The sequence below is a fragment of the Pseudomonas lutea genome (assembly GCF_000759445.1).
Lineage (GTDB): Bacteria > Pseudomonadota > Gammaproteobacteria > Pseudomonadales > Pseudomonadaceae > Aquipseudomonas > Aquipseudomonas lutea.
Window position 1 is genome coordinate 1,267,581 of the sequence record NZ_JRMB01000001.1, and the last position, 24,722, is coordinate 1,292,302.

The window sequence follows — 24,722 nt, forward strand, 5'->3', positions numbered from 1 at the left end:
TCATACCGCCCTGGTGAGGGTGACGCCCAGACGGCGCAGGGCCAGTGCGAGTGCGTCGGCCAGATTGGCCTTGGTGACGACGCCCTGCAGGTCCAGACCCAGGTGAACGATGGTCTGGGCAATTTGCGGGCGCACGCCGCTGATGATGCAGTCGGCGCCCATCAGGCGGATCGCGGTCACGGTTTTGAGCAGGTGCTGGGCCACGAGGGTATCGACGGTCGGCACACCGGTGATGTCGATGATGGCAATTTCTGCGCCTGTGTCGACGATGCGTTGCAGCAGCGACTCCATCACCACCTGGGTACGTTGGGAGTCGAGGGTGCCGATCATCGGCAGCGCCAATACGCCGTCCCACAGCTTGACCACCGGCGTGGACAGCTCCAGCAGTTCTTCCTGCTGACGCTTGATTACCGCTTCGCGGGATTTCTGGTACGTGCGAATGGTGTGCAGCGCCAAGCCGTCGAGCAGTTCGGAGATTTGGAGCACTTGCTCGGCAATCAGTGCAGGCTGATCGGCAAAGTCACGCTGCAGCTGAGCGAACAGCGGGCCTTTGAGGGCGAAGATGAAGCTGGCGGTCTGTTGAGAATCCTGACCGGCCAGGGCACGCTGGCTGGACAGTTTTTCCAGGAAGTGGCGAACGTCATCCCACTCGGCTGTGGTGATGTTGACGGAGCCGCCCTTGGACAGCGCGGAGGTCAGCAGGCTCAGGAAGTCGGCGACTTGCTGGCGGATTTCCTCGGGTTTGAGGTTGCGTGTTGCGCCGCTGGCTTCAAGATCGGCGTGCCACTGAACGGCCAGTTGGGATTGGGCGTTCTTGATTGAATCAACGGTGGTTTGCTGCATTGCTGCCATAAGGTGTGGCTCCAGTTGTGCGCATCGTCGGCACGGATCGACGTGTGCAGGCCTGTGATAAACGGGCTTCGGGTGAAGTAAAAACAGTGGTACGTAAAGGTATCGGCACGTTACAGCGAGGCGTGAGACAGCAGCACTGCTGGGGCGCCAGGTGACGGACGCGTTAACGGGCGAGAACCGGCAGACGAAATACGCCTGCCAAGAATTAATGTCAAGGTAACATCAGCTGGTTACTGCGTTTTCGATTCCGCACCGCGCCAGGCGTAGTCAGAACACGCTATCGATAACCTGGACATAGATGGAAAACGCGCCCAGCAAGAACCAGAACACCGTGAACAGCCACGGCGTGCGCATGGAGAAGAGGAGGGATTTGCGATAGCCCTTCTCGCTCGACTCGTGCTCGCTGAACAGCGGCGAGTCGTCGTAGGCCAGGCCCATTGCCGGCTGACTGCTGAGCAACTGCGCCTGCTTGAAATGCCAGTGATCGATGATCTCGTAGGCGGCCCTTATTCCGGGCCATGCGTGCATGGAGCTGATCAGCCCGAGCAGTGTCAGGAATGGCGGGACCACCAGGGTGAACATCTTGCCCCACTCGGGGTTCAGGTTAGCCATCGATGAAGCAAATGCGATCACCAGAAAAGACTGGGCGGACAAATAGGCGTTGGTCCGATCGGACAGAATGGCAGTTTCGTACTGAATTTCCTTGCGGTAAAAATCCAGCCGGTCCTTTGGAGAACCGAACAGCATGGCATCGGCCACTTGCGCTTCTGCCGCCTGCTGCTCGGCGGCCGGGTTGCTGCTGGTAATGATGGTCGGCGTATCGATGTCACGGTTCACAAGCAAAGCTCCTGCAAATCAAACGGCAGCGCAGAACGCGTCCGCGCCGCAGATTGATATCTGAACGGGCAGCGCGGCGCGGGTGCCTCTGACCGGATGAACGGCGCATGCAACGCAGCTGACCTCACTTCAAGGAACCCGACGCGCGCGCCATGCAGCGCACGCGGCGTTCCTCCACACGCTGCGCGAACCAGGCAGTGGTCAGCTTGCGCGTGATCTTCGGGCTCTCCAGCACGATGCCCGGCAGTATCGCTCTGGGCCGCGGCTTGCCGGCCGCCTGATCCGCCATGTCGAACACCCGCTGGTACAGCTCGGTATCTTCAAACGCCAGGGTTTCGCCCTTCTCCAATTGACTGCGAATCGTCGTGTTGCGCATGTCCAGACGCGGATACAGGCTGCGAACCGCCAGCTCGGTCTGCCCCAGCGCGGGGCCGAAGCCGTAACTGATCAGGTCGCCATCCAGCGCCAGGCGTTTGCCGGACACCCTCGCCAGAGCGCTCTGAAATGCGGCGTTGCGGCTGGCGTACCAGCCGGCGTTGAAATCGGCAAAGCGGTACAGCGGCTTGTCGTAGCTGACCGGATAACCCAGCAGATGGGCGATGCCGAAATACAGCCCGCCCCGGCGGCTGAAGACTTCATGACGAATCGAACCCTCGACCGGATACGGGTAACCACGGGCCTGGCGCTCGGCGAACTCAATACTGACCTGCATGGGGCCTGCGGTGTGCACCGGGTTGAAGTTGCCAAACAGCGTCCGGCCGAGCGGCACCATGCCGATGAAGTCATCGAAAATTGCGCTCAGGTCTTTTTCAGTGCGCGCTGCGCTGAGCCGTTCGCTATAGGTTTTGCCAGTGGATGAGCGTATGTCCAGCGCGCTGCGGACCAATAGATTGGGAATGTGCGCCTTGCTGGCGCGGCGGTCGATTTCATCCTGAGCGATCTTGCCCATGCCGGGCACGGCGGGGTCGACCTGAAAATTCGACTCCTGCTCGGTCACCGCGACGACGGAGCACAGGTTTTCGACGCTGGGGTCGATCTTCTGCGCCTCAAAGGCCGTTTGGATGTCCTGCGCCCAGGCTTGACGGTCCGCGACGCTGGCAGGTAACAACCGCACAATTTCGCTGCGCACCACGGCAGGCTCCGGAGCGGGTGCCTGATTGCGCTGGGTGCTGCAACCGGCGAGCACTGTCAACAGGATCAGGCTGACAAGGGCCGGGAGATGGCGGTGGAATCCTTTCACTGGCATGACTTCTCGCTGTGTATGCATTAAGTGGCGGGCTATGGACCTCGGCAAACGCTGCTGATTCATTACTCCACCAAATGCGCTCTGCGCCACCTCAAACAACACCAGACCCATCTAACCGCCGCCTATCACCAATGGGACCAGCTTCAGCCGGGAACAGTCGCCCCAAGTGGGACCGGCTTCAGCCGGGAAAGCGTCGGTGGCCACGCTGCAAATAAGCGGTGCGCCCACTGGCCTCTTCCCGGCTAAAGCCAGTCCTACTCAAGCACCGCATATCCCCGTGGGACCGGCTTCAGCCGGGAAAGCGTCGGTGGCCACGCTGCAAAATACAGAGTACGCCCACTGGCCTCTTCCCAGCTAAAGCCAGTCCCACTCAAGCACCGCATATCCCCTTGGGACCGGCTTCAGCCGGGAAGGCGTCTGTGGCCACGCTGCAAATAAGCGGTGCGCCCACTGGCCTCTTCCCGGCTAAAGCCGGTCCCACTTAACCACCGCGTATCCCCGTGGGACCGACTTCAGCCGGGAAAGCGTCGGTGGCCACGCTGCGAAATAAAGGGTGTACGCGCTGGCCTCTTCCCGGCTGAAGCCGGTCCTACTCAAGTGCCGTGTTCCCCAGTAGGACCGGCTTCAGCCGGGAAGCCTATCGCCTTGCAGATCAGCTTTAGCCCCGGGCCCGAATGCGCAATACTCCTCGACCTCAAGCCCTCCATCAAGGAAGCACCCCATGACTCGCACAGCGCTTATCGTAGTCGACATCCAGAACGATTATTTTCCCGGCGGAAAATGGCCCCTGGCGGGCGCCGACGCTGCTGCCGACAACGCTGCAAAAGTCATACAGGCCGCGCGCAATGCCGGCGACCTCGTGGTTTACATCCGGCACGAGGCCGGCAGTGATGACGCCCCCTTCTTCGCGCCGGGCTCCGACGGCGCACAACTGCACCCCAAGGTAGCGCGGCAGGAGCACGAAGCCGAGGTGCTCAAGCATTTCCCCAACTCGTTTCGCGAAACGGGATTGCAGGCATTGCTTGAGGACAAAGGCATCGAGCAATTGGTCATCATCGGCGCCATGAGCCACATGTGCATCGACGCCACTGCCCGTGCGGCGGCAGACCTGGGCTACAAGGTGAAGGTGATCCATGATGCCTGCGCCAGCCGCGATCTGGAATTCGACGGGGCCACCGTACCCGCCGCCCACGTCCATGCTGCGTTCATGTCCGCGCTGGGGTTCGCCTATGCCGAGGTTATAAGCACCGATACGCACCTGGGCTGACGGCGGCAGGTAACCGGTCGCATCGACTGTGGGGGCTGCTGCGCGAAAAGCGCCAGCGCCACTCCTGTTCTTGCCTCAAGGCTCAAAACCGGGCCTTGCCACGCCAACCTGTGTTACAAATCCTGGGCACGCCGGACCACCCAGGCGTCCGTCTGCGCTGCAATGCCTTCCTGAGAGGCCGCACGATAAGGAGAAAACAATGAGCGAAAAGAAAGCCGATATTCTGGTCTGGGGCGCCATGCATGCGTCACTCATGCAAAACCTCGAGCGTGATTTCACCGTACACAAGCGCACTGACATCAACGATGTCGACCAATGGGCCAGGGACCACGGCGCCAAGGTTCGCGGGGTGGTCACCAGCGGCGTGTTCGGCACCGACAACGCCCTTCTGGATCGCCTGCCGAATCTGGAAGTGGTCAATAGCTTTGGCGTCGGCTATGACGCCGTCGACACCGATTACCTGTCGGGCCGAGGCATCAAGCTCAGCAACACCCCGGATGTACTCAACAACGCGGTCGCCGAAACCGCCATGGCGCTGATGCTGTGCGTGTCCCGGCGCATCAGCGAAGCGGAGCGATTTGTGCGGGCGGGTCAGTGGCCCAATGGCAAGTTCCCGCTGGGCAACGATCTGTGCGGCAAGACCTGCGGCATCGTCGGTCTGGGCAAGATCGGCAAGACCATCGCCAAACGCGCCGCCGCGTTCGAGATGAACATCGCCTACTTCCGTCGCGGCAAGCCCTATGACGATGTGCCCTATCAGCACTACGGCGACCTTCGCGAACTGGCTCAGGATTCCGATTACCTGATCGTCATCGTCCCTGGCGGCCCCGACACTCAGCACCTGATCAACGCCGAAGTCCTCAGAGCGCTGGGGCCTCAGTCGTTCCTGATCAACGTGGCGCGCGGCACGGTGGTGGATGAAAAGGCGCTCGTGGCAGCGCTGCTGGCCTCCGAAATTGCCGGTGCTGGCCTGGATGTCTTTGATGACGAGCCCAACGTTCCGGCCGAACTGCTGAAACTGGACAACGTGGTACTCACCCCGCACATCGGCTCCGGCACCTACGAAACCCGTCAGGCCATGGCAGATCTGGTGTTCGCCAACGTCAGCGGTTATTTCAACGACGGCACGCTGGTGACGCCGGTCGAGCTGTAACCGGCGCTTCATGTGCAGGCCTGACGATTGACCGCGTCGGCCTGCATAGCGGCATCCGCAAAAAAGGGTGCTGCCCCGGCGTCCGTGCAAGCCGAGCATCAGCCCTGCCCCGCTCAAGCCAACTTTTCGCGATAATGCCGGTCGAACTGCCCCTAGCCTGGTTGGCTGCCTGCAACCGTACTCACACGATCATGTAAAGCGACATGCAACAAGGAGAGCCCCGTTTGAATATTGCCGGCGTCATTTTCGACTGCGACGGAACCCTGGTGGACAGCGAACGGCTGGCCGCCGGACTGCTGCGCGAGATTCTCGACAAACATCAGGTGTTGTTGAGCGTCGAGGAAGTGCTGCATCGCTTCCGTGGCGTGCAGTTTGCGCTGTGCATGGAAGGCCTGTGCCGCGAATACCCGTGGCTGCCCGCCGACGACATCGTCACCGAGTTCCGCACACGAACCCTGCCGCTGCTTCGCGAAAAGCTCGAAGAAATGCCCGGCGCCGTGGAATTCGTGCGCAACCTGGCATTGCCCAAGTGCGTGGCCTCCAACGGCCCGCGCAGCAAGATCGAAACCTGCCTGAGCACGGTGGGCTTGCTCGACGTCTTCCATGGCTTGATCGTCAGCGCCTACGAGGTGCAGGCCTGGAAGCCCTCGCCAGTACTCATCGAACACGCCGCCGAACTGCTGGGCCTGCCGACCGCCCAGTGTCTGCTGGTGGAGGACAGTGTCCCTGGCGTAGAAGCCGGGCTGAGTGCCGGCGCACAAGTGGCCGGGTACGGCGACACGGATTTTTCGGCGTTCAAGGACAACCGCAACTTCCATCGCGTCAGAGACTTCGGCGAATTGAACGATTTGGTACAGCGCATCAGTTAACCCGACCGCCATCCATCCGATCGGGCCTTGTTCATCACCTGTCAACTCGATACTGTACATAAAAACAGTATCGAGAAAATCCATGCAGCTGATCGACAAGCTGAGCATCCTCGCCGACGCGGCGAAGTACGACGCCTCGTGCGCCAGCAGCGCGGCGCCCAAACGCAGTTCAGAAGGCAAATCCGGGCTGGGCTCAAGCACCGGCATGGGCATTTGCCACAGTTACACGCCCGACGGACGCTGCGTGTCGCTACTGAAGATCCTGCTGACCAACTTCTGCCTCTACGACTGCCAGTACTGCGTCAACCGCCGCTCCAGCGACGTACCCCGCGCGCGCTTCAGTCCGGAAGAAGTAGTGACGCTGACCATGGATTTCTATCGCCGCAACTGCGTCAGCGGCCTGTTTCTCAGCTCCGGGATCATCCGCTCGGCGGATTACACCATGGAGCAGCTGATCCGCGTGGCCAAGCTGCTGCGCGAAGACCATGAATTCCGCGGTTATATCCACCTCAAGACCATCCCCGAAGCGGACCCCGCGCTAATCGAAGAAGCCGGCCGCTATGCAGACCGTCTGAGCGTCAACATCGAACTGCCCACTCAACTGGGCCTGCAGACCCTGGCGCCGGAAAAGGAGATGGGCTCGATCAAGCAGGCGATGCAAACGATCTATACCGGGCAGCAAACCGTGCTGAACGAGCCCAAGGCACCACGCTTCACCCCCGCAGGGCAAAGCACACAGATGATCGTCGGCGCTGACGAAACCGATGACAGCACCATTTTGCACACCGCCGAATCGCTGTACGGCGACTTTCGCCTCAAGCGCGTTTATTACTCAGCGTTCAGTCCGATTCCCAACAGCCCGAAAAGCGTGCCCCATGCCGCGCCGCCGTTGATGCGCGAGCACCGGCTATATCAGGCTGACTTCCTGCTGCGCAGCTATGGCTACAGCGCCAACGAACTGCTGCAAGGCCCTGGCCACCTGGCGCTGGACATCGATCCGAAACTGGCCTGGGCGCTGGAGCACCGGGATATCTTCCCGCTGGACCTCAACCGCGCAGAACCGTCGATGATCGCGCGCATTCCGGGCATCGGCATTCGCACCACCAAGCGCCTGGTGGAATTGCGTCGCCAGCGCCGCATTCGTTACGAAGACCTGACTCGACTGCGCTGCGTATTGGCCAAAGCCAAGCCGTTCATCATCACCAGCGACTACCACCCGCGACAAGCCGAGAGCTCAAGCATCGATCTTCGAGAGCAACTGCGCGACAAACCGCAGCCGCAGCAAATGGCGTTGTGGGGATGATCATTCTGGATTGCGCCGATGCGTTCGAGACGTGGCGGCAGCAGGCACGCTGGCTGCTGAGCCATCAGATCAATCCGGATCAGGTCAGTTGGAGCGTCCAGCAGGACGCCGACCTCTTCGCCAGTGACACCCATTACCCGGAAGAGCCTGGGCCTTTTCGCGCCCGTATTCCGCTGGAGCTGCTGGAGTTGCTGCAAAACGCAGCGCAATACTGCGGCGACCAGCGCTGGACGTTGCTGTATGAAGTGCTCTGGCGGGTCAGCCATGGCGATCGCACGGCGATGCTGGCGGGCGACAAACTGGGCAGCGAGCTGCATCGCCGGCTCAAGCAGGTCAGCCGTGAAGCCCACCATCTTCATGCCTTTCTGCGCTTTGTTGCCCTGCCGGTCATCGACAACGCAGAAGACCTTGCGGCCAAAGCCGCCCTACTGGAGATGACACGCCTGCCTGAATACGTCGCCTGGCACGAGCCGGCCCACGACATTCTGCGCACCGCCAGTGAGCACTTCATCGGCCGCATGGGCCGCCATCGCTGGATGATCGCGACCCCGAAAGACGGCGTGTTTTATGACGGTGAGCAGCTCTTCCATCAACCCGTGTGCCCCGAAGCCTGGCAATCGCTGGCGCGCAACGCGGATGATCCCCATGGCAATCTCTGGCTGACGTACTACAGCCATATCTTTAACCCGGCGCGGCTCAATCCCAAGGTCATGCAAGGCCACCTGCCCGCCCGGTTCTGGAAAAACCTGCCGGAGGGACCGCTGATTCCCGCCCTGATCAGCGAAGCGCGCACAGGCGGACAGCGCGACGGGCAGGCACGGGAAATCAGTGGACGACGCGGCAAGGTGATTCGTGGCAAGCCATCGGCCTGATCGGCCGCGCAACCACCGCGGCCTGAGGCTATACCCTTAACTTTACTGATCCAGGCTGTCGACAGGCCCATACTCGCGGTGCACGGCGGTCTGCATCCCGGCCGTACTGGACGGGGTGCCAAGAGCGGTGCCAAAGAAGCGCACGGCTTCTGTGCTCAGGTCCCGGTGAATGTCTTCGCGGTTAACCCCGATCGCATCGGTGCACAGGCCAGGCTGAGTGGCCCGCTGCTCATCATCACAGGGCGCCATGAACACAAAATGCCCTGCGCCGGCAAACAGTTTGAAATCCGAGACGTCAGGCAGCTTGCGCGCAAGGGCTTCGGCGTTCTTGTCGATGGCCAGCAACTCATCGCCATCTCCGCTGTACAGCAGCACCGGCACATGAACCTCGGCCAGCGTCTGACGGCCAAACATCAGCCCCAGCGGCGCCATCAACATCAGCGCGCCCACACGCGGGTCAGCCTGAGCGTGCAAATCTTCGCGGTCCGCCACCAATTCGCCCTGGGTTTTGCAAGCGTCATGGTCCTGCGGGCGCTGGGTGCAGTAGCGGCGCAGACGCTGCAAATCCGGTTGAGCGCCGGCAAGGATCAAGGCGGTCTCGCCGCCAGCGGAGTAGCCAATGACACCGACCCGCCGCGCGCTGATATAGGGCGACAACATGGGGTCGATCAACGCGGCGCTGATGGCTTCGGAGATCTGCAGCGGGCGCCCGTACAGATTGCTCAGGCTGCCGAGGCGGCTGTGGTCCATGTAGTTATCGCCCGGATGAAACACCGCCACCACCACAAAGCCCTTGCGCGCGAGCGACGTTGCCAGGTCATGTTGCGCCAGCGGCGTGCCGGTATTGCCATGGGACAACATCAGCAGCGGAAACCGACCCATGGCGATGGTGGCGTCTTGCGTCGCCTCGATGGGATAGCCCTGGACGCGGGTGATGTGCTCCTCGTCGGTGGAAGGGTAAAAGGCGTAGGCGTGCATCGGCTGCGAATCCAGCGGATCGAGGAAGGTCAGCTCGTGAAAGCCAACGCTCCAGGTTTGCAGCTCGCTGGCCTGCACCGAAAGCAGGCTGCCCAGCAGGCTGATCATCATCACTGCACAAAGACGCATCATTGCAATGCCCCTCACCTTATCAATCCCTGGCTGCCGATTCAGACGCTCGTGGTCTGAAGCCCCGTAAACACGGAGTCTGTGGCTATCTGACCCTTGGGGTTGGATAACATTCCGAAACGTTTGATGTTCGACAGTGCACAAGGCGGGCCAAGCTCTAAAGAAGGAAGACATCGGCCGCCGTTGCAGGCAGAACGGGCCAAGTGGGCCGGCATTCTACGGTGCTTGTCTGCAGATTACGCGCAAAGAGGGTGTAAAGGCTGTCGCCCGGCTGAACGCTCAGTCCCAAAACGGCAAAAGCCCTGTCACCGGTCGGCCAACAGGCCGGGTGAACAGGGCTTCAGGGAAGCGTTAGAGCAGCGATGCGCCCGCGTACAGCAACGGGCGCGACGGCTCAGGCAAACAACGTTTCGCTGATGTGTTTCTGCGCGGCGGTCATGGCCGCAGCGCGCGGCTCGTCGCCGTACGCCAGGCCATGGGCGAACACAAACTGCAGATCGGTGACGCCGATGAACCCGAACAGCACCTTCAACAAGTCTTCGTGACCAACGCTGCTAGGCTGCCCCTGGTGCAGGCCGCCGGCCGTCGACACGATGATCACCTTCTTGCCCTTGCACAGACCTTCCGGCCCGGCTTCAGTGTAGCGAAACGTACGCCCGGCCACAGTGATGCGATCAATCCACGCCTTCAACTGGCTTGGAATGGAGAAGTTGTACATCGGCGCACCGATCACCACCACATCGGCGGACAGAAACTGCTCCAGTGTCGCCTCGTTGGTTTCCACTTCAAGCTTCTGCGCAGCATCGCGACCTTCAACCGGCGTACCGGCAGCGGCCAGCGTCGCGCCCGAAAAATGGCTCAGCGGCTCGTTCGCCAGATCGCGATACACCACCTCGGTACCTGGGTTCACAGCGCTAAAGGACTGAACAACACCGCGGCTCAACTGACGCGAAGCAGAATGATCGCCGAGGATGCTGGAATCGATGTGCAAGAGTTTCATGGGGGCTCCGAATGTGAGAATCGCCACTTGGCGATCAAGTGGGGTCATCCTACAGCGCGACGCAATCAACGATTAGTCTGCCAAAACGCAATACATCGTCCCGCCAGCAGGACAATACCCGTCACCAAAGCCTTTGAGCGCAACAACTGGCCCCTCCCCGGCTAAAGCCGGTCCCACTAAAACACCGCGTGCCCATACAAGACTCGCGTTAGCCCGGGATGACGCGAAGCGTCCCGGGATGCATACCCACGCGGAGCGTGGGCACGATCAGAAAGCTTTAGAGCGCACCAATCAGCCCCTCCCGGCTTCAGCCGGGAAGCCCTTGATCTGCTTGTGCTCTTGATCTGCCTTTGCCCTTGACCTGCTTTTGCTCTTGATCTTCATACGCAAAAAGACCAAGCACCGCCAATCGCGACCTGGGTGCAGGCTGAACGCAGGTCTTGCGCAGTGGGCCGAGCGGCATGGATGCCGCGAGAGCGCCGTCAGGACATGGATGTCCGTTCGGCGCGGGCCCACGGAGCAAGACCGAAGTGAAGGAACCCCGACGAAGGAGGGGCCAAACCAGGAGCAGGCACCCTTGGTTACTTGGGGTGCTTTTCCAAGTAACTCGCCGAAGGCGAAACCGAGGCCGTTAGGCCGACGCCCTTGATCTTGATCTTGATCTTGATCTTGATCGTAAAAAGCAGAAAAACCTAAACCTTGCCCGCCAACTCACATGCCACACGATCCGCCCTCGCATTCACACCAAAATCCTCCGCCAGCAAATCCACCAACCCCCGCACCGAAGGCAACAACCCCCGCCTCGACGCAAACACCGCATGAATCAACCCGCTCGGCGGCCGAAACCCCGGCAACACCTCCACCAGATGCCCCTCCTCCAACGACCGACGAATCATAATCTCCGGCAACTGCACCACCCCCACCCCGGCCACCGCCGCACGATGAAGCGCATCCAGATCCGAACTCACAAACCGCGGCTGATGCCCCACCTCCACCCGCTCACCGCCCGGCCCGATCAACGACCAGCGATGATCACGGTTCGCCGGCGCCAGATCCATGCTCGGCAGCCCCGCCAAATCAGGCGGCGCACGCAGCACCAGGCCCGCCAATAGCGCAGGCCGCGCCACCAGCTTCTGATGACTCTCTCCGAGCACCTTCATCACCAGGTTCTCGTCCTCCAGCGGCGGAAACCGCACCCGCAACGCGACGTCATAGCCCTCGCCCAGCACATCCACACGACGGTTGGTGCTCTCTACCTGAATCTGAACTTTAGGGTGCAACACCATGAACTTGACGATCGAATCACTGACGCCCATCGCCCCCAGCGCTGGCGGACAACTGATCCGCACGATGCCCTGAGGCTCTGATCTCGACTGCTCGACCACCTTCTCGGCGGCGTCGGCCTCGACCAGCATCGCCACACAGTGCCGGTAATAATCCAGCCCCACCTCCGTCACCGTGAACTTGCGCGTGGTGCGCTGAATCAGGCGCACGCCCAGCCGGTCTTCCAGCTGCGCGATGCGCCGGCTGAGCTTGGTCTTGGGCACCTCGATCTTGCGTGCGGCAGCGGCGAAGCCCTTGTGTTCCACCACCTGCACGAAGTAGTACAAATCGTTGAAGTCGTACACGGACGGACGCTCGCGTGGTTGAAAAAGGCATTCAGTGTGTCAGCTCGGGCATCGTCTGTCGTGGACACCGGGCCTACGCAGCATGGGGACGCCCATCTGCAAAACTGCCCTTGACCTTGCCAGCGTGGCAAGGTTGATCCTTACTGCCAATCGACTCGCCGGAGTGTCCACGATGCCCAGTCCAGAAACATTCGATCTGCCCATTGCCGGCATGACCTGCGCCAGCTGCGCCGGCCGGGTCGAGCGCGCGTTGCGCAAAGTCCCCGGCGTTGAAGTCGCCACGGTCAATCTGGCCAACGAACGTGCTCATGTGCAGGTCAGCAGCCACATTGACCCCGCGGTGCTGATCGAGGCCGTCGACAAGGCGGGTTACACGGCAAGCCTTGAGCAGGACAGCAAGGTTCAGCAGGCCGACCAACGCAAGCGGCACGACACCGAGCGTTGGCATTTGATCGTCGCCGTTGTGCTGGCCTTGCCCCTGGTGGCGCCGATGATCCTGCAGCCGTTCGGCCTGCACGGCATGTTGCCGGCGTGGCTGCAGTTCGTGCTGGCGACACCGGTGCAGTTTGTGCTCGGGGCGCGTTTCTATGCGGCGGCGTGGAAGGCTGTGCGCGCGGGTGCCGGTAACATGGACCTGCTGGTCGCGCTGGGCACCAGTGCCGGTTACGGCTTGAGCGTTTATCAATGGCTCACGGCTGCGCCGGGGACCATGCCGCATTTGTACTTCGAGGCTTCGGCGGTGGTCATCGCCCTCGTCCTGCTGGGTAAGTACCTGGAGAGCAGTGCCAAACGCCAGACGGCCAGCGCGATTCGGGCGCTGGAAGCGTTGCGGCCCGAGCGCGCGATCATGCTGGTGGACGGTCAGGAAGTGGACGTCGCCATCAGCTCGCTGAGCATTGGCGATCGTGTAGTGGTGAAGCCGGGCGAGCGGTTTCCGGTGGACGGCGAGGTCGTTGAAGGGCAAAGCCACGCCGACGAAGCGCTGATCAGCGGCGAGAGCCTGCCAGTGCCCAAGCAGCCCGGCGACAAGGTCACGGGCGGCGCAATCAACGGCGAAGGACGCTTGCTCATCAGTACCCGGGCCTTGGGTGCGGAGTCCGTGCTGGCGCGCATCATCCGGCTGGTGGAGGCTGCGCAGTCCGCCAAGGCGCCGATCCAGCACCTGGTCGACAGGGTCAGTCAGGTGTTTGTGCCGGTGGTTCTATTGGTAGCGATGGCGACACTCGCCGGCTGGCTATTGGCCGGGGCTTCTCTGGAGAACGCGCTGATCAATGCGGTCACCGTGCTGGTGATTGCCTGCCCTTGCGCGCTGGGCCTGGCGACACCGACGGCAATCATGGCCGGCACAGGCGTCGCTGCTCGTCATGGCATTCTGATCAAGGACGCCGAAGCCCTGCAACGCGCCCATGAGGTGACCGCAGTGGTGTTTGACAAGACCGGCACGCTGACCTCGGGCACTCCAAACGTTACGCACATGGTGGCCGATCCCGCGTTTGGCACTGACGAAAATGCGCTGTTGCAATTGGCGGGCGCGCTGCAGCGGGGCAGCGAGCACCCGTTGGCCAAAGCGGTGCTGGACATGGCGGCTGCCCGAGGTTTGGTCCTTGCCGAGGTCAGCAACAGCCGTGCGCTGCCGGGACGGGGTGTCGGCGGTACCCTGCAAGGCCGCGACCTGGCGCTCGGCAACCATCGTCTGCTGGAAGAAAGCGGCCTGACACCGGGCGCGCTGGCCGACGACGCCGTGGCCTGGGAGGCCGAAGGACGCACGTTGTCATGGCTGATTGAATCCGCCCCCCAGCGACAGGTGCTTGGTTTGTTTGCCTTTGGCGACACGCTGAAGGCCGGCGCCGCCGAGGCCGTTGCACTGTTGAACGCGCGACGCATCAGCAGCCATTTGCTGACCGGCGATAATCGCGGCAGCGCCAGGGTCGTCGCCGAAGCGCTGGGCATCGCTGACGTCCACGCCGAAGTGCTGCCCGCCGACAAGGCCGCCAAGGTCGAAACGCTGAAAAAAACCTCAGTGGTGGCGATGGTGGGCGACGGCATCAACGACGCCCCTGCCCTGGCCGCCGCCGACGTCGGCATTGCCATGGGCGGCGGAACGGACGTGGCCATGCACGCCGCCGGCATCACCCTGATGCGCGGCGACCCAAGGCTGATCCCCGCCGCCCTCGACATCAGCCGCAGGACTTACGCCAAGATCCGGCAAAATCTGTTTTGGGCCTTTGTGTATAACCTGATCGGGATTCCACTGGCCGCGTTCGGCGTGCTCGACCCGGTGCTGGCAGGCGCTGCCATGGCCCTGTCCAGCGTCAGCGTCGTGAGCAACGCCCTGCTGCTGAAAACCTGGACACCAGCGCACACTGGAGACGCCCTATGAACATCGGACAAGCAGCCAAACGCAGTGGCCTGAGCGCCAAGATGATTCGCTATTACGAGTCCATCGGCCTGCTTCCGGCCGCCACCCGCACCGACAGCGGTTACCGGGTCTACGGCCCCAACGAGCTGCACACCCTGGCCTTCATCAAACGTTCGCGCGACCTGGGGTTTTCGCTGGAAGCGGTCGGCAAACTGCTGACCCTGTGGCAGGACCGAGGACGTGCCAGCGCCGATGTCAAAGCCCTCGCGCACCAGCACATCGTGGAGCTCAACCAGAAGATCGCCGAGCTGGCCGGGCTGCGAGACACCCTGCAGGATCTGGTCAGCCACTGTCAGGGCGATCGCCGCCCGGACTGCCCGATTCTGGCGGACCTGGCGTCCAGTGGAGGTCGTGGGCACCCCTGAGGCTGATGACATCCGAGGCTTCACGCAGGCCGCCCGAAGCATTTCCATCAAGGTTGAACACCGCCTGGTGTCACGATTATTTCGTCCAGCGCAATGCTGGATTGCGCGATTGGGTGATTCCGCTAACGTTGAGATCACGCCATGATTGGCGTGCAGTCAGTCAAGGAGTAGAAAGCCCCGCCGCCGCCCTTGCAGACAGGATCAGGTATGGATCGCTTCCAGGAAATGCGGATATTCATGGCCGTGGCTGACCAGGAGGGTTTCGCCGCAGCGGCACGGCGATTGAACATTTCCCCGCCCAGCGTGACGCGGGTGATTGCTGCCATGGAAGCGCGAATCGGCACCCAGCTGTTGGCGCGCACCACGCGCAGCCTGCGCCTGACCGAAGCCGGCCAGCGTTATCTGGAAGACTGTCGGCGCATTCTGGGCGAAGTCGCGGAAGCCGAAGAAGCGGCGGCCGGCAGCTATTCAGTACCGTGCGGTCAGTTGACGGTGACCGCCTCCGTGCTGTTTGGCGAATTGTTCATCGCACCCTTGCTCGCGGCGTACCTGGATCAGTTTCCCTCCGTTCAGGTCAACGCTTTACTGGTGGATCGCGTCGTGAACATGGCCGATGAGGGCATCGACGTCGCCATCCGCATCGGTCATCTGCACGAGACCAGCCTGGAGGCGGTCAAGGTCGGTGAAGTCAGGCAGGTGGTCTGCGGCGCCCCGGCGTACTTCGAGCGTCATGGCAGGCCTGCGCTTCCCGCCGAACTTGGCTCGGCCAACATCGTGATGTCGTCCGCCAGCCACCTGTTGAGCGACTGGCAGTTTGTGGATCAGGGCCAGGTCTTGAGCGTTCTCTGTCAGCCACGCCTGGTGGTCACCGCCAATCAGGCGGCTATCAATATCGCGGCGCTGGGCTGGGGGATCACTCGCGTGCTGTCCTATCAAGTCGCCAGTCTGGTCGCTGCCGGCACGCTGGAACGGGTGCTGCGCGATTACGAGCCCCCGGCGCTGCCGATTCAGGTGGTCTACACCAAAAGTCATCGAATACCGGCGAAAGTGCGTACGTTTGTGGATTTTCTTACCGAGCGGCTGGGTAACGACCCGGCGCTGCGGCCTGACGTGCAACAGGCCCGCTGATGGACCGGTACCATGAAATGGCCATGTTCGAGGCGCTGTCGGAGCGTCCGAGCCTGGCTTCGGCGGCCCGCCGGCTCAATGTTTCGGGCGCCACAATGGCGCGCGCCATTGCCCGGCTGGAAGCGCGTCTGGGCGTGGTGTTACTGCAGCGCAGCACCCAGGGCGTCGTGCTGACCCCGGCAGGCTCGGCGTTCATGGCCGATTGCTCGCGCATTTTGAGAGCCGTCAGCGAAGCCGAGGCCTCGGCCAAGGGTTTGCACGTCAAGCCACAGGGTAGCCTGACCGTCCTGATGCCCTCACTGTTCAGCCGGCACGTGATGCCACCGATGCTCGCCGAGTACCTGGACGCATACCCGCAGATCACTCTGGTCGCCCATTACCACGACCGTTTTCCCCACATCAACGAGGAAGGTCTGGATGTAGCGGTCTGGATTGGTGCTCTGCCTGATTCATCGCTGATCGCGCGGCCGGTCGGCTTCGTGACGTCAGTGGTCTGCGCCAGCCCGACGTATTTGTCGGCATTCGGGGTGCCAGCCGAGCCTGAGGACCTGAAGCGCCATCGGCTGATCGCAACTCACGCCTTCAAGGGCTGCGTGCATTGGGACTTTCAGGAACAAGGCTCGCCCACCTGCATCAAGGTGCGCTGCCAGCTCAGCTGCGCGACGGTGCAGGCGGCCATCGACGCCGCAGCTCATGGCGCCGGCCTGATCCGTTGCCTGAATTACCCCTTGCATGACGATTTCGAAAACGGACGCCTGCAGCGGGTATTGCAGCGGTACGAAGGGCCTGCCCTGCCCGTTCATGTGATCTACCGCGAGCGACGCAGTGCTTCGATGCGCGTGCGAAGTTTCGTCGATTTCATCGTTGACGCCTTGCGCGGACACCCGGCGCTGCACGTGGCTACAGAGTGAATGATTTCGCCGCCGGGCGTGGCGACAGTGGGTCGCTGCGGTCAACATAGTTCGCCTCAGGAGACTTCGAGATGCCTGGTCACATTCGAAACGCCGTGATGATCGTCAACGTCCTTGGTTTTATCGGCGGTCCGGCGTGGGCCGTGGATCCGCAACCCGCTGAAACTGCGCCGGCAGCCGGCTCCCCGGTGTTCGGCGTAACGCTGCCAGCCGGCTACCGCGACTGGCCCTTTGTGAGCATCGCCCATGAGGCGGGTGACAAGCCGGACATCCGCGTGATTCTGGCCAATGACATCGCCATGCAAGCTTACAGAGAGGGCACATTGCCGTTCCCGGATGGCGCCATCATTGCTCGCCTCGCCTACACCTACGAGGCGTCTGCACAGAACAACGCAGTCTTTGGTCGGGAACAGTCGTTTGTCGCAGGCGAGCCGACCAATGTGCAGATCGAGGTCAAAGACTCCCGCCGTTTCGCCAGCACTGGCGGCTGGGGTTACGGACAATTTGAAAACGGCAAACCCAACCCCGACGAAAAACTCGTCAACAGCTGTTTCGCCTGCCACAACAAATTGCCCGCCGCCACCGACCTGATCTTCACCCGCTATGCACGCTGAAGGCGCGTCAGGCAAAGCCTTTGGCGGGCAAGCTACAGATGATCGGCATCGATTATCGCCTGGGCGAACGCCTGCGGATCTTCCTGCGGCAGGTTATGGCCAATGCCTCCGCTGACCAGGCGGAACGCGTACTTGCCGGTAAAGTGCCTGGCATAGTCTTGCGGCGACGGATGCGGCGCCCCATTGGCGTCGCCTTCCAGCGCAATGGCTGGCACCGTGATGTCCGGCGTCTGCGCCAGACGCTGTTCGGCTGCATCGTAGCGAGGTTCACCCGGCACGATGCCCAGGCGCCATCGGTAATTGGAAACCGTGATCGCGACATGGTCCGGGTTATCCAGCGCGACCGCGCTGCGCTCGAACGTCGCATCGTCGAACGCCCACTGCGGCGAAGCGGTCTGCCAGATCAACCTGGCGAAATCATGGCGATTTTTGTCGTAGCCCGCTGCGCCGCGCTCAGTCGCAAAATAAAACTGATACCACCACTGCAGCTCGCTTTTGGGCGGCAGCGGATTTTTGCCCGCCGCCTGATTGCCAATGAGATAGCCGCTCACCGAGACCAGCGCCTTGACCCGCTCCGGCCACAGCGCGGCGACGATGTCCGCCGAGCGCGCGCCCCAGTCGTACCCGCCCAGGACCGCCGTTTTCACGCCGAGGGCATCCATGAAGTCGATGACATCGGTGGCCAGTGCCGCAGGCTGACCATTGCGCGCCGTCTGATCCGACAGGAAGCGGGTATCGCCGTAGCCGCGCGCGGACGGGATCAGCACCCGATAACCCTGAGCCGCAAGCAGCGGGGCCACCGCGCTGTAACTGTGGATGTCGTAAGGCCAGCCGTGCAGCAGGATCACCACCGGACCGTCCGCCGGGCCGACTTCGGCATAAGAGACGTCCAGTACACCGGCACGCACATGCTGCAGCGTGCCCAGTCCATCGGCCATATTAGCGGTAGACATTGACGCTGCTGTCGCTGCCTGACCCGCCATTTGCGCAGCCTCGACCGCTTGGGCAGCCTGGGCAGCAGCGATGCCGAAGGCTGCGAGTGGCAGCAAAGCAGCGGCCAGCCGTGAAAGCCGCCAGCGCGGGCGGGATGTGCGGCGCTGCTCGGCAGGGTTTGAACAGTGTTGTGCGGTGATTTGCATGAGACTTCTCGCGGCGACAATGGGGGGCTGACAGGCCCGTCAGGCCCATCCGATGGCGTCCATTGAAGCGGCGTGAAGTGTCGGGGATATGTCGCAGGCACGCGTGAAACGCCCAGAGAGTTGTCCGCAGCGCCATCGGATACACTGCGATACGCAACCGCCAGCGCTTGGGCACATTGGCTTCTGCGGCCCAGCAGCGCGGCATTGCGCCGGACCCACCCTCTAAACCCGGGAGACCCCATGAACGTCGAACAAGTCGCCACCTATTGCCTTGCGCTCCCGGGCGCCCGGGAAGATTACAAATGGGGCGGCGTGCGGGTGTTTTCCATCGCCGACACCAAGATGTTTGCGGTGATGGGCCTGGCGGGCGATGACCTGTCGTTCAAGGTCGGGCCCGAGCTCTTCCTCGGGTATGTCGACCGTCCCGGCGTGCGACCGGCGCCCTATCTTGCACGCGCTCACTGGATCACCCTGACCTACCCGCTGGCCATGGGCGACGCAGAGCTGACCGATTTACTGACCCGCTCTCACCAACAGGTGGCGGCCAAGCTGCCTAAATGGCGTCAGGCGGCACTGAAGCTGTGAAAGCCTGCGCGCAGCCCATTGCTCAAAAAAGATGCCGGGACAAGAAGTTACCGCCAAACAGTAGACGGTCCATCCAGAACAGCTGATGCAGCGTAACGATCAGCCAGAACACCAGTTGGTAGGAGAATTTGCGGGTTTTGTGGCGGAACACTTGCTGTGCCAGCAACGCGCCGGGCCAGCCGCCGAGCAATTCGCCCGCGTGTAATAACTTCTCCGGCGTACGTTGGCCGCCGCGCTGCGCCTGCTGCTTGTCATAGCCATACAGGGCGAACGTGATCACACTCATCAGCGCATAAACCGCAGCCGGTAGCCAACTCCCTCCGCCCGACCAATTCGTCGCCACCCCGTAAACGGGCAAGGCGCACAACAGCAGCAGCGCCAGCAGCTTTAGTTTCAGGAAGCGCACGGCGGCGGGCCTGCCGGCAGCCGTGCGACCCGCGTGTTGAGGATCTGAGCGTAGTGTCATCTCACCCTCAGCCCTGCACGCTGGACCAATCGACCCAGCCGAACTGCCAGGTCGCCAGAATCAGCAAACCAAAGGCGATACGGTACCAGGCGAAAACGGCGTAGCTGTGGGTGGCAATGAACTTGAGCAGCGCGCGAACGGCGATCATGGCAAAGATGAACGAGGCGATGAAGCCGACCGCGAACACCGCCAGGTCACCGGGCTGGAACAGGTCGCGGTATTTGTAGCCCGAATACACCGAAGCCGCGACCATGGTCGGCATCGCCAGAAAGAACGAAAACTCCGTCGCGGTCTTGCGCGACAGGCCGAACAGCAGGCCGCCGATGATGGTGGAGCCCGAGCGCGACGTCCCGGGGATCATCGCCAGGCACTGGGCGAAACCGACTTTCAAGGCATCCACCCAGGTCATCTCATCGACCGTTTCGGCATGAATGACATGCTGACGGTTCTCGGCCCAGAGCATGATAAAGCCGCCTACCACCAGCGCGACGGCGACGGTGATGGGGTTGAACAGGTATTCGTGAATCAGATCGGAAAACAGCACGCCCAGGACCATGGCCGGCAACACGCCCACGATAAGGTTAGCGGTGAAGCGCCGCGCCTCGGGCCGAGTCGGCAGTCCGGTGACCACGTCCAGGATCTTGCGGCGGAACTCCCACATCACTGCCAGGATCGCCCCCAGCTGAATGATGATATTGAAGGCCATCGCACGTTGGCCGCCGAAGCCGATCAGGTCGGCGACGATGATCTGATGGCCTGTGCTGGAAATCGGCAAAAACTCCGTCAGCCCTTCTACAACCCCAAGTATCAACGCCTGTATGGCGGTCCAAAGATCCATCATTCCCCCGGCTGGAACCCGCTCATGGCAAGGCTCTCTTGATATGTATGACCCACTGTGGCGCGAACGATAAACGGTCGAGCGTAAAAAAAGCATGAACGCTCCAGCTGTCTGGCTCGGGCATCAGCGCGGCGATCCTAGCAGACCTTTCTGACGAACGCGCTAGCATGAATACTGGCGCGAAGGCTTTGACGTTTACCCCGTCGTCGTTACATTTCCTCTATGGAGCGCGCCTGTTTTTCTGCTGTGTTCACAGACGCATCCGACGGGCCATCGCGCCCCACTTCCAATGCCAAAGCGCATACAATCGCCGACCGGTTTTTTCATCCTTTATTCAGGAGTCGCCATGTCAGGGCTTGAGCTGTTCGCCGCCGCACTCGGTGTCATTGCCGTTTGGCTGACAGTCAAACAGAACCCATGGTGCTGGCCCATCGGCCTGGTCATGGTGTTGCTGTACACCTGGATCTTTTTTGACGTAAAGCTCTACTCCGACATGCTCTTGCAGGTGATCTACGCCGCCCTGCAGCTGTATGGATGGTGGCAATGGACTCGACGCGGCGCAGCGGACAGCGGCCGCGCAGTCACGTCGCTGGGTGGCGGCAGCCTGTTGCTCAGCTTGCTGGCCGGGGCGGTGGTCAGCGCAGTGCTGGGCGCGGCCATGGCGCACTTCACTGACGCCGCGCAGCCCTGGCTCGACGCTGCACTGACCGGCTACAGCCTGGTGGCGCAGGTGTGGATGGCGCAAAAGCGCGTGCAATGCTGGCCGTTGTGGATCCTGCTCGACGTCATCTTCGTAGGCCTGTTCCTTTACAAAGCGCTGTACCTCACCGCCGCCCTGTACGCCCTGTTCACATTGCTGGCGGTGCAGGGCTGGCGTGACTGGCGCGCCGACCCTGCGCTGGTGCGTTGATGCCCATGAAAGTAATGGTCCTGACAGGTCCCGAGTCCAGCGGCAAAAGCTGGCTGGCGCAAGAGATTCAACAGTGCTTTGGCGGCCTGCTGGTGGGCGAATATGTGCGTCAGTTCATTGACGAGGTTCAGCGGGACACCACGTACGCCGACATCGACCTCATCGCCCGGGAACAGCTGGCCCGGGAAGACGCCGCGCGAGCACTTAACCCTTCGCTGCTGATCCTCGACACCCACCTGCTGAGCAACATCCTGTGGAGCCGAGCGCTGTTCAGCGCTTGTCCGACCTGGCTGGAGCCAGCCATCGCCGAACGCCAATACGATTTGCACCTGCTGCTGTCACCGGAAGACGTGGAGTGGACCGACGACGGGCAGCGCTGCCAGCCCGAGCTGAGCGAACGCCAGGCATTCTTCGAAGCCAGCCGGCAATGGCTGATCGCCCATGAGCAGCCTTTTGAGGTGATTGGCGGGAATTGGCGACACCGCAGCGCGCAGGCACTCCAGCGTGTAGCGCAGCTAATGAGCCATTAAGTGCATTTGTCCGGACGCGCAGGTGCTCCCGTCCGCCACCGGCGTCATCATCGGATCTGGTGCTTGTGCAACAAACGGTAGAACGTCGGGCGCGAGATGCCCAGTACCTTGGCAGCAACGCTGAGATTATCGCTGTGGCGGGTCAGCACGTCGCACAGCGCCTGCCGTTCGGCCCGGGACTTGTATTCTTCCAGCGTGGCCATGCTTGAACTGAACGCCTCCTCGCCAAGCAACCCCAGGTCAAACGCTTCGATCTGCCGACCTTCGGCCAACACGAGCCCGCGACGCACCCGGTTTTCCAGCTCTCGCACATTGCCGGGCCAGTCATGCTTGCCCATGGCAACCAGTGCGTCCTGGCTGAAATTACGCGCGCGTCGGCCGGTCTCGCGGCTGTAAAACTGCGCGAAATGATTGGCCAGCAAGGCCAGATCACCATGCCGCTCTCGCAATGGCGCAGTGCCTACCTGCAAGACATTGAGCCGGTAATAAAGGTCTTCGCGAAAGCGCTTCATGCGGATCGCCGCTTCCAGATCGACATGGGTCGTCGCCACCACACGCACGTCCACGGGCACCCGTTCGCCGTCCACCTCAACGTGACGCTGCTGCAGAAAGCGCAACAGATTGGCCTGTACTTCCAGCGGCAGGTCGCCGACTTCGTCAAGAAACAGCGTGCCGCCGTCAGCTTCTTCTATGCGCCCGGGCATGCGCTGGCGCAGCCCGTCACCTCCCTTGCCGACCTCGCCAAACAGCTCCGCTTGCAACAAATGTTCGGGCGTCGTTGCGCAGTTCACCGTCACGAACGGCTGCTCCCGACGCTGGGATTGCGCATGCAGGGTGCGCGCAATCAGCTTTTTCCCGGTGCCGCCTTCGCCACGAATCAGCACTGGCGATTCGGTCGGGGCCAGCTTGGTCAGCAGCCGGCGTAACTCGCGCATCGGCCGGCTTTCTCCCAACAGCTTCTGCCCTGCGCTTTCGCCATACTCCGTGCCTTTGGCCCGCAGACGTGCCATGCCATAGGCACGTCCGAGCGTCACCTGTACCCGGGCGACATCAAAGGGCAACGTATGGAAGTCAAAGAACCACTCGCACACAAAGTCACCGACCAGCTCGCGGCGCAGGTCTTCACTGGTCAGCGCTGCTATCCATTCAGTGTTGCTGCGGGAAATAAGGTTCTTTACTGCGTCGGGGTGTTCGAAGTGTTCGGGCAGCAGGCGGATAAGCCCCACATCACAGGGCCGCGACACCGCCTGCTCAAGCGTACAGGTCTCGACTTCCCAACCCGCAATGTGCAGGCCGGGGATCAATTGCAGGCATTCTTCGCACGGTTCGACAATCAGCAGGTGGCGTGTGGAGGCCAGATCGTGCATGTGAGTTTCCTAGGCGCCGAGTCGAGAGAGATCAATCGTGAAAACATTTGTGAAACAGTGCCTTGTGAAGGCCGATTGACACCATAGCAAGTTTATTGACGCGCCCTTGGACCGTTTCCCTCTAAGGCTAAGATCGAAACGTGCTTAGCAGCGCTTGACCACGATGACCCTCGTTTCTGCGGTTTCGCCGGTGATAGCGGCAAGTCGCCGGAGGTCCCGATGCAAAGCAAGACGGGCCTCCGGTGTAAATAATTGGAAATTTTCAATACCGGGTGTGACTCAGCCGTGGATAGCGGTCATCAGTACAAGTATCCACCGAGCGAAACGCCCACCCGCCGGTGCACCACAGAGACCGGGCACTTTGAGGACATTCCATGAACGCCCCTTTGCGCTTTAACGATGCTTTGCTGATTGCCGGCCACGCCTTCGAACCCTTCCGCTGTGTGGCCTGGGCCCCTCAAGACGGTAACGGCGAACTGAGTCTGACCGTTGTCGATCGCACCAGCACCCGTATTGGTCGCAAGCAAATTCCGAGCAGCGCGTACTGCGATCCCAAGCAGCTGGCACAGCTGCTCGAGCAAGCCCGCGCGGAAATCAGTGACGAAGGTTATCGTCTTGAGCCGTGGACCATGCCGGCCTGAGACGTTTCCAGGCCAAACGCCGTTCAGCAGTCGTCGAGGTGGCGGTAATCTGCGTCGAGCTGCCGGGCGATTTCCCGGGCGCGCCCCAGCCTGATGGGACCGCGCTCGATGTCGACCAGCAGCACGGGGCCTGAGAATGGAGCCAGGGGCGGGACATGCTTGACTCGCCCGTCAGTGACGATCAGCACCCGTTGCTGCTCTGCGGGGTAGCGTTTGTGACGCACGGCCGACCACTCGGCGGCCTGATTGATCGCCTCGGCCAACGGCGTACCTCCTCCAGCCCCCAGCGCATCCAGCCATGGCTGCAACGCCGCGCTGGCCTTGAGCCCCTGATGCTGCCAGCGCGCGTCGTTGCCGCTGGCGGTCAGCAAGGCCAGCCGGGCGCGCTGCCGATAGGCGTCATCGAACACACCTGCCAGCAAGCCTTTGGCCAGACTCAGCGCCTGATGCCGCCGGGTCGATGCCGATGCGTCCACAATCACCAGCCACAGTTGCTGCGGGCGCCGGCTGCGGGGTTGGTGAACCAGATCCGCACGCACGCGCGGTCGGCCACGCAATAACGTCGGCAGCCAGGCTATCGCTCCATGGCTGCCTGTGCGGGCAGCGCCGTTCCTGCCGCCGCCGAGTGCGCCCGGCTTAGGGCTGGCATTCACCCCCGACCACTGACGGGAGCGA

General features: G+C 62.1%; 25 protein-coding genes. 14 read left to right on the forward strand and 11 right to left on the reverse strand.

Annotated elements, in window-relative coordinates:
• From LT42_RS05215 to LT42_RS05225, 3 genes are all read right to left on the reverse strand, one after another.
• A complete protein-coding gene (locus tag LT42_RS05215) occupies positions 1-852 on the reverse strand; it encodes an STAS domain-containing protein (protein WP_037010491.1) in 852 nt (283 codons plus the stop codon).
• Positions 853-1,119: 267 nt separating this feature from the next.
• Positions 1,120-1,599: a hypothetical protein gene (locus LT42_RS05220; protein ID WP_152597648.1), complete on the reverse strand. Its 480-nt coding sequence runs from the start codon at positions 1,597-1,599 to the stop codon at positions 1,120-1,122.
• Positions 1,600-1,813: 214 nt separating this feature from the next.
• Entirely contained in the window at positions 1,814-2,935 is a 1,122-nt protein-coding gene (locus LT42_RS05225) for a DUF1615 domain-containing protein (RefSeq protein ID WP_052075096.1), read from the reverse strand.
• 721 nt (positions 2,936-3,656) lie between these two features.
• On the opposite strand from LT42_RS05225, the gene LT42_RS05230 reads away from it, so the two are divergent.
• The 5 genes from LT42_RS05230 (at position 3,657) to LT42_RS05250 (ending at position 8,399) form a co-directional block, all read left to right on the forward strand.
• Positions 3,657-4,202, forward strand: a complete 546-nt coding sequence (locus tag LT42_RS05230) for a cysteine hydrolase family protein (RefSeq protein ID WP_037010493.1) — start codon at positions 3,657-3,659, stop codon at positions 4,200-4,202.
• A 199-nt stretch (positions 4,203-4,401) separates the two neighbouring features.
• A complete protein-coding gene (locus LT42_RS05235; RefSeq protein ID WP_037010496.1) occupies positions 4,402-5,355 on the forward strand; it encodes a 2-hydroxyacid dehydrogenase in 954 nt (317 codons plus the stop codon).
• A 224-nt stretch (positions 5,356-5,579) separates the two neighbouring features.
• Entirely contained in the window at positions 5,580-6,224 is a 645-nt protein-coding gene (locus LT42_RS05240) for an HAD family hydrolase (protein WP_037010497.1), read from the forward strand.
• Positions 6,225-6,306: 82 nt separating this feature from the next.
• On the forward strand, positions 6,307-7,527 hold the full coding sequence (locus tag LT42_RS05245; RefSeq protein WP_037010499.1) for a putative DNA modification/repair radical SAM protein: 1,221 nt from the start codon (positions 6,307-6,309) through the stop codon (positions 7,525-7,527).
• Positions 7,524-8,399 carry a TIGR03915 family putative DNA repair protein gene (locus LT42_RS05250; RefSeq protein ID WP_037010501.1) on the forward strand — a complete coding sequence of 292 codons (876 nt, stop codon included), beginning with the start codon at positions 7,524-7,526 and terminating at the stop codon, positions 8,397-8,399. The genes LT42_RS05245 and LT42_RS05250 overlap by 4 nt, the downstream gene beginning before the upstream one ends.
• A 42-nt stretch (positions 8,400-8,441) precedes the next feature.
• Here LT42_RS05250 and LT42_RS05255 read toward each other — a convergent pair whose 3' ends face one another.
• The 3 genes from LT42_RS05255 to LT42_RS05265 all read right to left on the reverse strand — a co-directional run bounded on the left by LT42_RS05255 (position 8,442) and on the right by LT42_RS05265 (position 12,134).
• Positions 8,442-9,509 (reverse strand): alpha/beta hydrolase family protein, encoded by a 1,068-nt coding sequence (locus tag LT42_RS05255; RefSeq protein ID WP_037010502.1) that lies wholly within the window; start codon positions 9,507-9,509, stop codon positions 8,442-8,444.
• Positions 9,510-9,900: 391 nt separating this feature from the next.
• Positions 9,901-10,506, reverse strand: coding sequence for an FMN-dependent NADH-azoreductase (locus LT42_RS05260; RefSeq protein ID WP_037010503.1), 606 nt, complete (start codon positions 10,504-10,506; stop codon positions 9,901-9,903).
• Positions 10,507-11,198: 692 nt separating this feature from the next.
• Positions 11,199-12,134 (reverse strand): LysR substrate-binding domain-containing protein, encoded by a 936-nt coding sequence (locus LT42_RS05265; RefSeq protein WP_037010504.1) that lies wholly within the window; start codon positions 12,132-12,134, stop codon positions 11,199-11,201.
• Between the two features lie 172 nt (positions 12,135-12,306).
• Between LT42_RS05265 and LT42_RS05270 the strand changes: the two genes are divergently transcribed.
• From LT42_RS05270 to LT42_RS05290, 5 genes are all read left to right on the forward strand, one after another.
• Positions 12,307-14,514, forward strand: a complete 2,208-nt coding sequence (locus LT42_RS05270) for a heavy metal translocating P-type ATPase (protein WP_037010505.1) — start codon at positions 12,307-12,309, stop codon at positions 14,512-14,514.
• Positions 14,511-14,918 carry a Cu(I)-responsive transcriptional regulator gene (cueR, locus tag LT42_RS05275; RefSeq protein WP_037010507.1) on the forward strand — a complete coding sequence of 136 codons (408 nt, stop codon included), beginning with the start codon at positions 14,511-14,513 and terminating at the stop codon, positions 14,916-14,918. Before LT42_RS05270 ends, cueR begins: the two co-directional genes overlap by 4 nt.
• 207 nt (positions 14,919-15,125) lie before the next feature.
• Positions 15,126-16,046, forward strand: coding sequence for a LysR family transcriptional regulator (locus LT42_RS05280; protein WP_037010509.1), 921 nt, complete (start codon positions 15,126-15,128; stop codon positions 16,044-16,046).
• Positions 16,046-16,957, forward strand: a complete 912-nt coding sequence (locus tag LT42_RS05285; RefSeq protein ID WP_037010511.1) for a LysR family transcriptional regulator — start codon at positions 16,046-16,048, stop codon at positions 16,955-16,957. Before LT42_RS05280 ends, LT42_RS05285 begins: the two co-directional genes overlap by 1 nt.
• Before the next feature lie 71 nt (positions 16,958-17,028).
• Positions 17,029-17,571 carry a cytochrome P460 family protein gene (locus LT42_RS05290; RefSeq protein ID WP_276209492.1) on the forward strand — a complete coding sequence of 181 codons (543 nt, stop codon included), beginning with the start codon at positions 17,029-17,031 and terminating at the stop codon, positions 17,569-17,571.
• A gap of 32 nt (positions 17,572-17,603) precedes the next feature.
• On the opposite strand, the gene LT42_RS05295 is transcribed toward LT42_RS05290, so the two are convergent.
• Positions 17,604-18,710, reverse strand: a complete 1,107-nt coding sequence (locus LT42_RS05295) for an alpha/beta fold hydrolase (RefSeq protein ID WP_081955320.1) — start codon at positions 18,708-18,710, stop codon at positions 17,604-17,606.
• A gap of 240 nt (positions 18,711-18,950) precedes the next feature.
• On the opposite strand from LT42_RS05295, the gene LT42_RS05300 reads away from it, so the two are divergent.
• Positions 18,951-19,295 carry an MmcQ/YjbR family DNA-binding protein gene (locus tag LT42_RS05300; protein WP_037010513.1) on the forward strand — a complete coding sequence of 115 codons (345 nt, stop codon included), beginning with the start codon at positions 18,951-18,953 and terminating at the stop codon, positions 19,293-19,295.
• A gap of 22 nt (positions 19,296-19,317) precedes the next feature.
• Here LT42_RS05300 and LT42_RS05305 read toward each other — a convergent pair whose 3' ends face one another.
• Complete coding sequence (locus LT42_RS05305; protein ID WP_037010515.1) at positions 19,318-19,761, reverse strand: DUF1294 domain-containing protein; 444 nt, start codon at positions 19,759-19,761, stop codon at positions 19,318-19,320.
• 7 nt (positions 19,762-19,768) lie between these two features.
• A complete protein-coding gene (locus LT42_RS05310; RefSeq protein ID WP_037012995.1) occupies positions 19,769-20,599 on the reverse strand; it encodes an undecaprenyl-diphosphate phosphatase in 831 nt (276 codons plus the stop codon).
• Positions 20,600-20,945: 346 nt separating this feature from the next.
• On the opposite strand from LT42_RS05310, the gene pnuC reads away from it, so the two are divergent.
• Together pnuC and LT42_RS05320 are read left to right on the forward strand one after the other, a co-directional pair.
• Positions 20,946-21,509, forward strand: coding sequence for a nicotinamide riboside transporter PnuC (pnuC, locus tag LT42_RS05315; protein ID WP_037010517.1), 564 nt, complete (start codon positions 20,946-20,948; stop codon positions 21,507-21,509).
• A 5-nt stretch (positions 21,510-21,514) separates the two neighbouring features.
• Entirely contained in the window at positions 21,515-22,039 is a 525-nt protein-coding gene (locus LT42_RS05320; RefSeq protein ID WP_037012996.1) for an AAA family ATPase, read from the forward strand.
• A 47-nt stretch (positions 22,040-22,086) separates the two neighbouring features.
• Here the strand turns inward: LT42_RS05320 and LT42_RS05325 are convergent, their stop codons facing one another.
• The gene (locus tag LT42_RS05325) at positions 22,087-23,406 is read right to left on the reverse strand and encodes a sigma-54-dependent transcriptional regulator (RefSeq protein WP_037010519.1); all 1,320 of its coding nucleotides are present in this window, start codon (positions 23,404-23,406) and stop codon (positions 22,087-22,089) included.
• Positions 23,407-23,780: 374 nt separating this feature from the next.
• On the opposite strand from LT42_RS05325, the gene LT42_RS05330 reads away from it, so the two are divergent.
• Complete coding sequence (locus LT42_RS05330) at positions 23,781-24,047, forward strand: hypothetical protein (RefSeq protein ID WP_037010521.1); 267 nt, start codon at positions 23,781-23,783, stop codon at positions 24,045-24,047.
• Positions 24,048-24,070: 23 nt separating this feature from the next.
• On the opposite strand, the gene LT42_RS05335 is transcribed toward LT42_RS05330, so the two are convergent.
• Positions 24,071-24,700 carry a vWA domain-containing protein gene (locus LT42_RS05335; protein WP_338050481.1) on the reverse strand — a complete coding sequence of 210 codons (630 nt, stop codon included), beginning with the start codon at positions 24,698-24,700 and terminating at the stop codon, positions 24,071-24,073.
• Between the last annotated feature and the right edge of the window lie 22 nt (positions 24,701-24,722).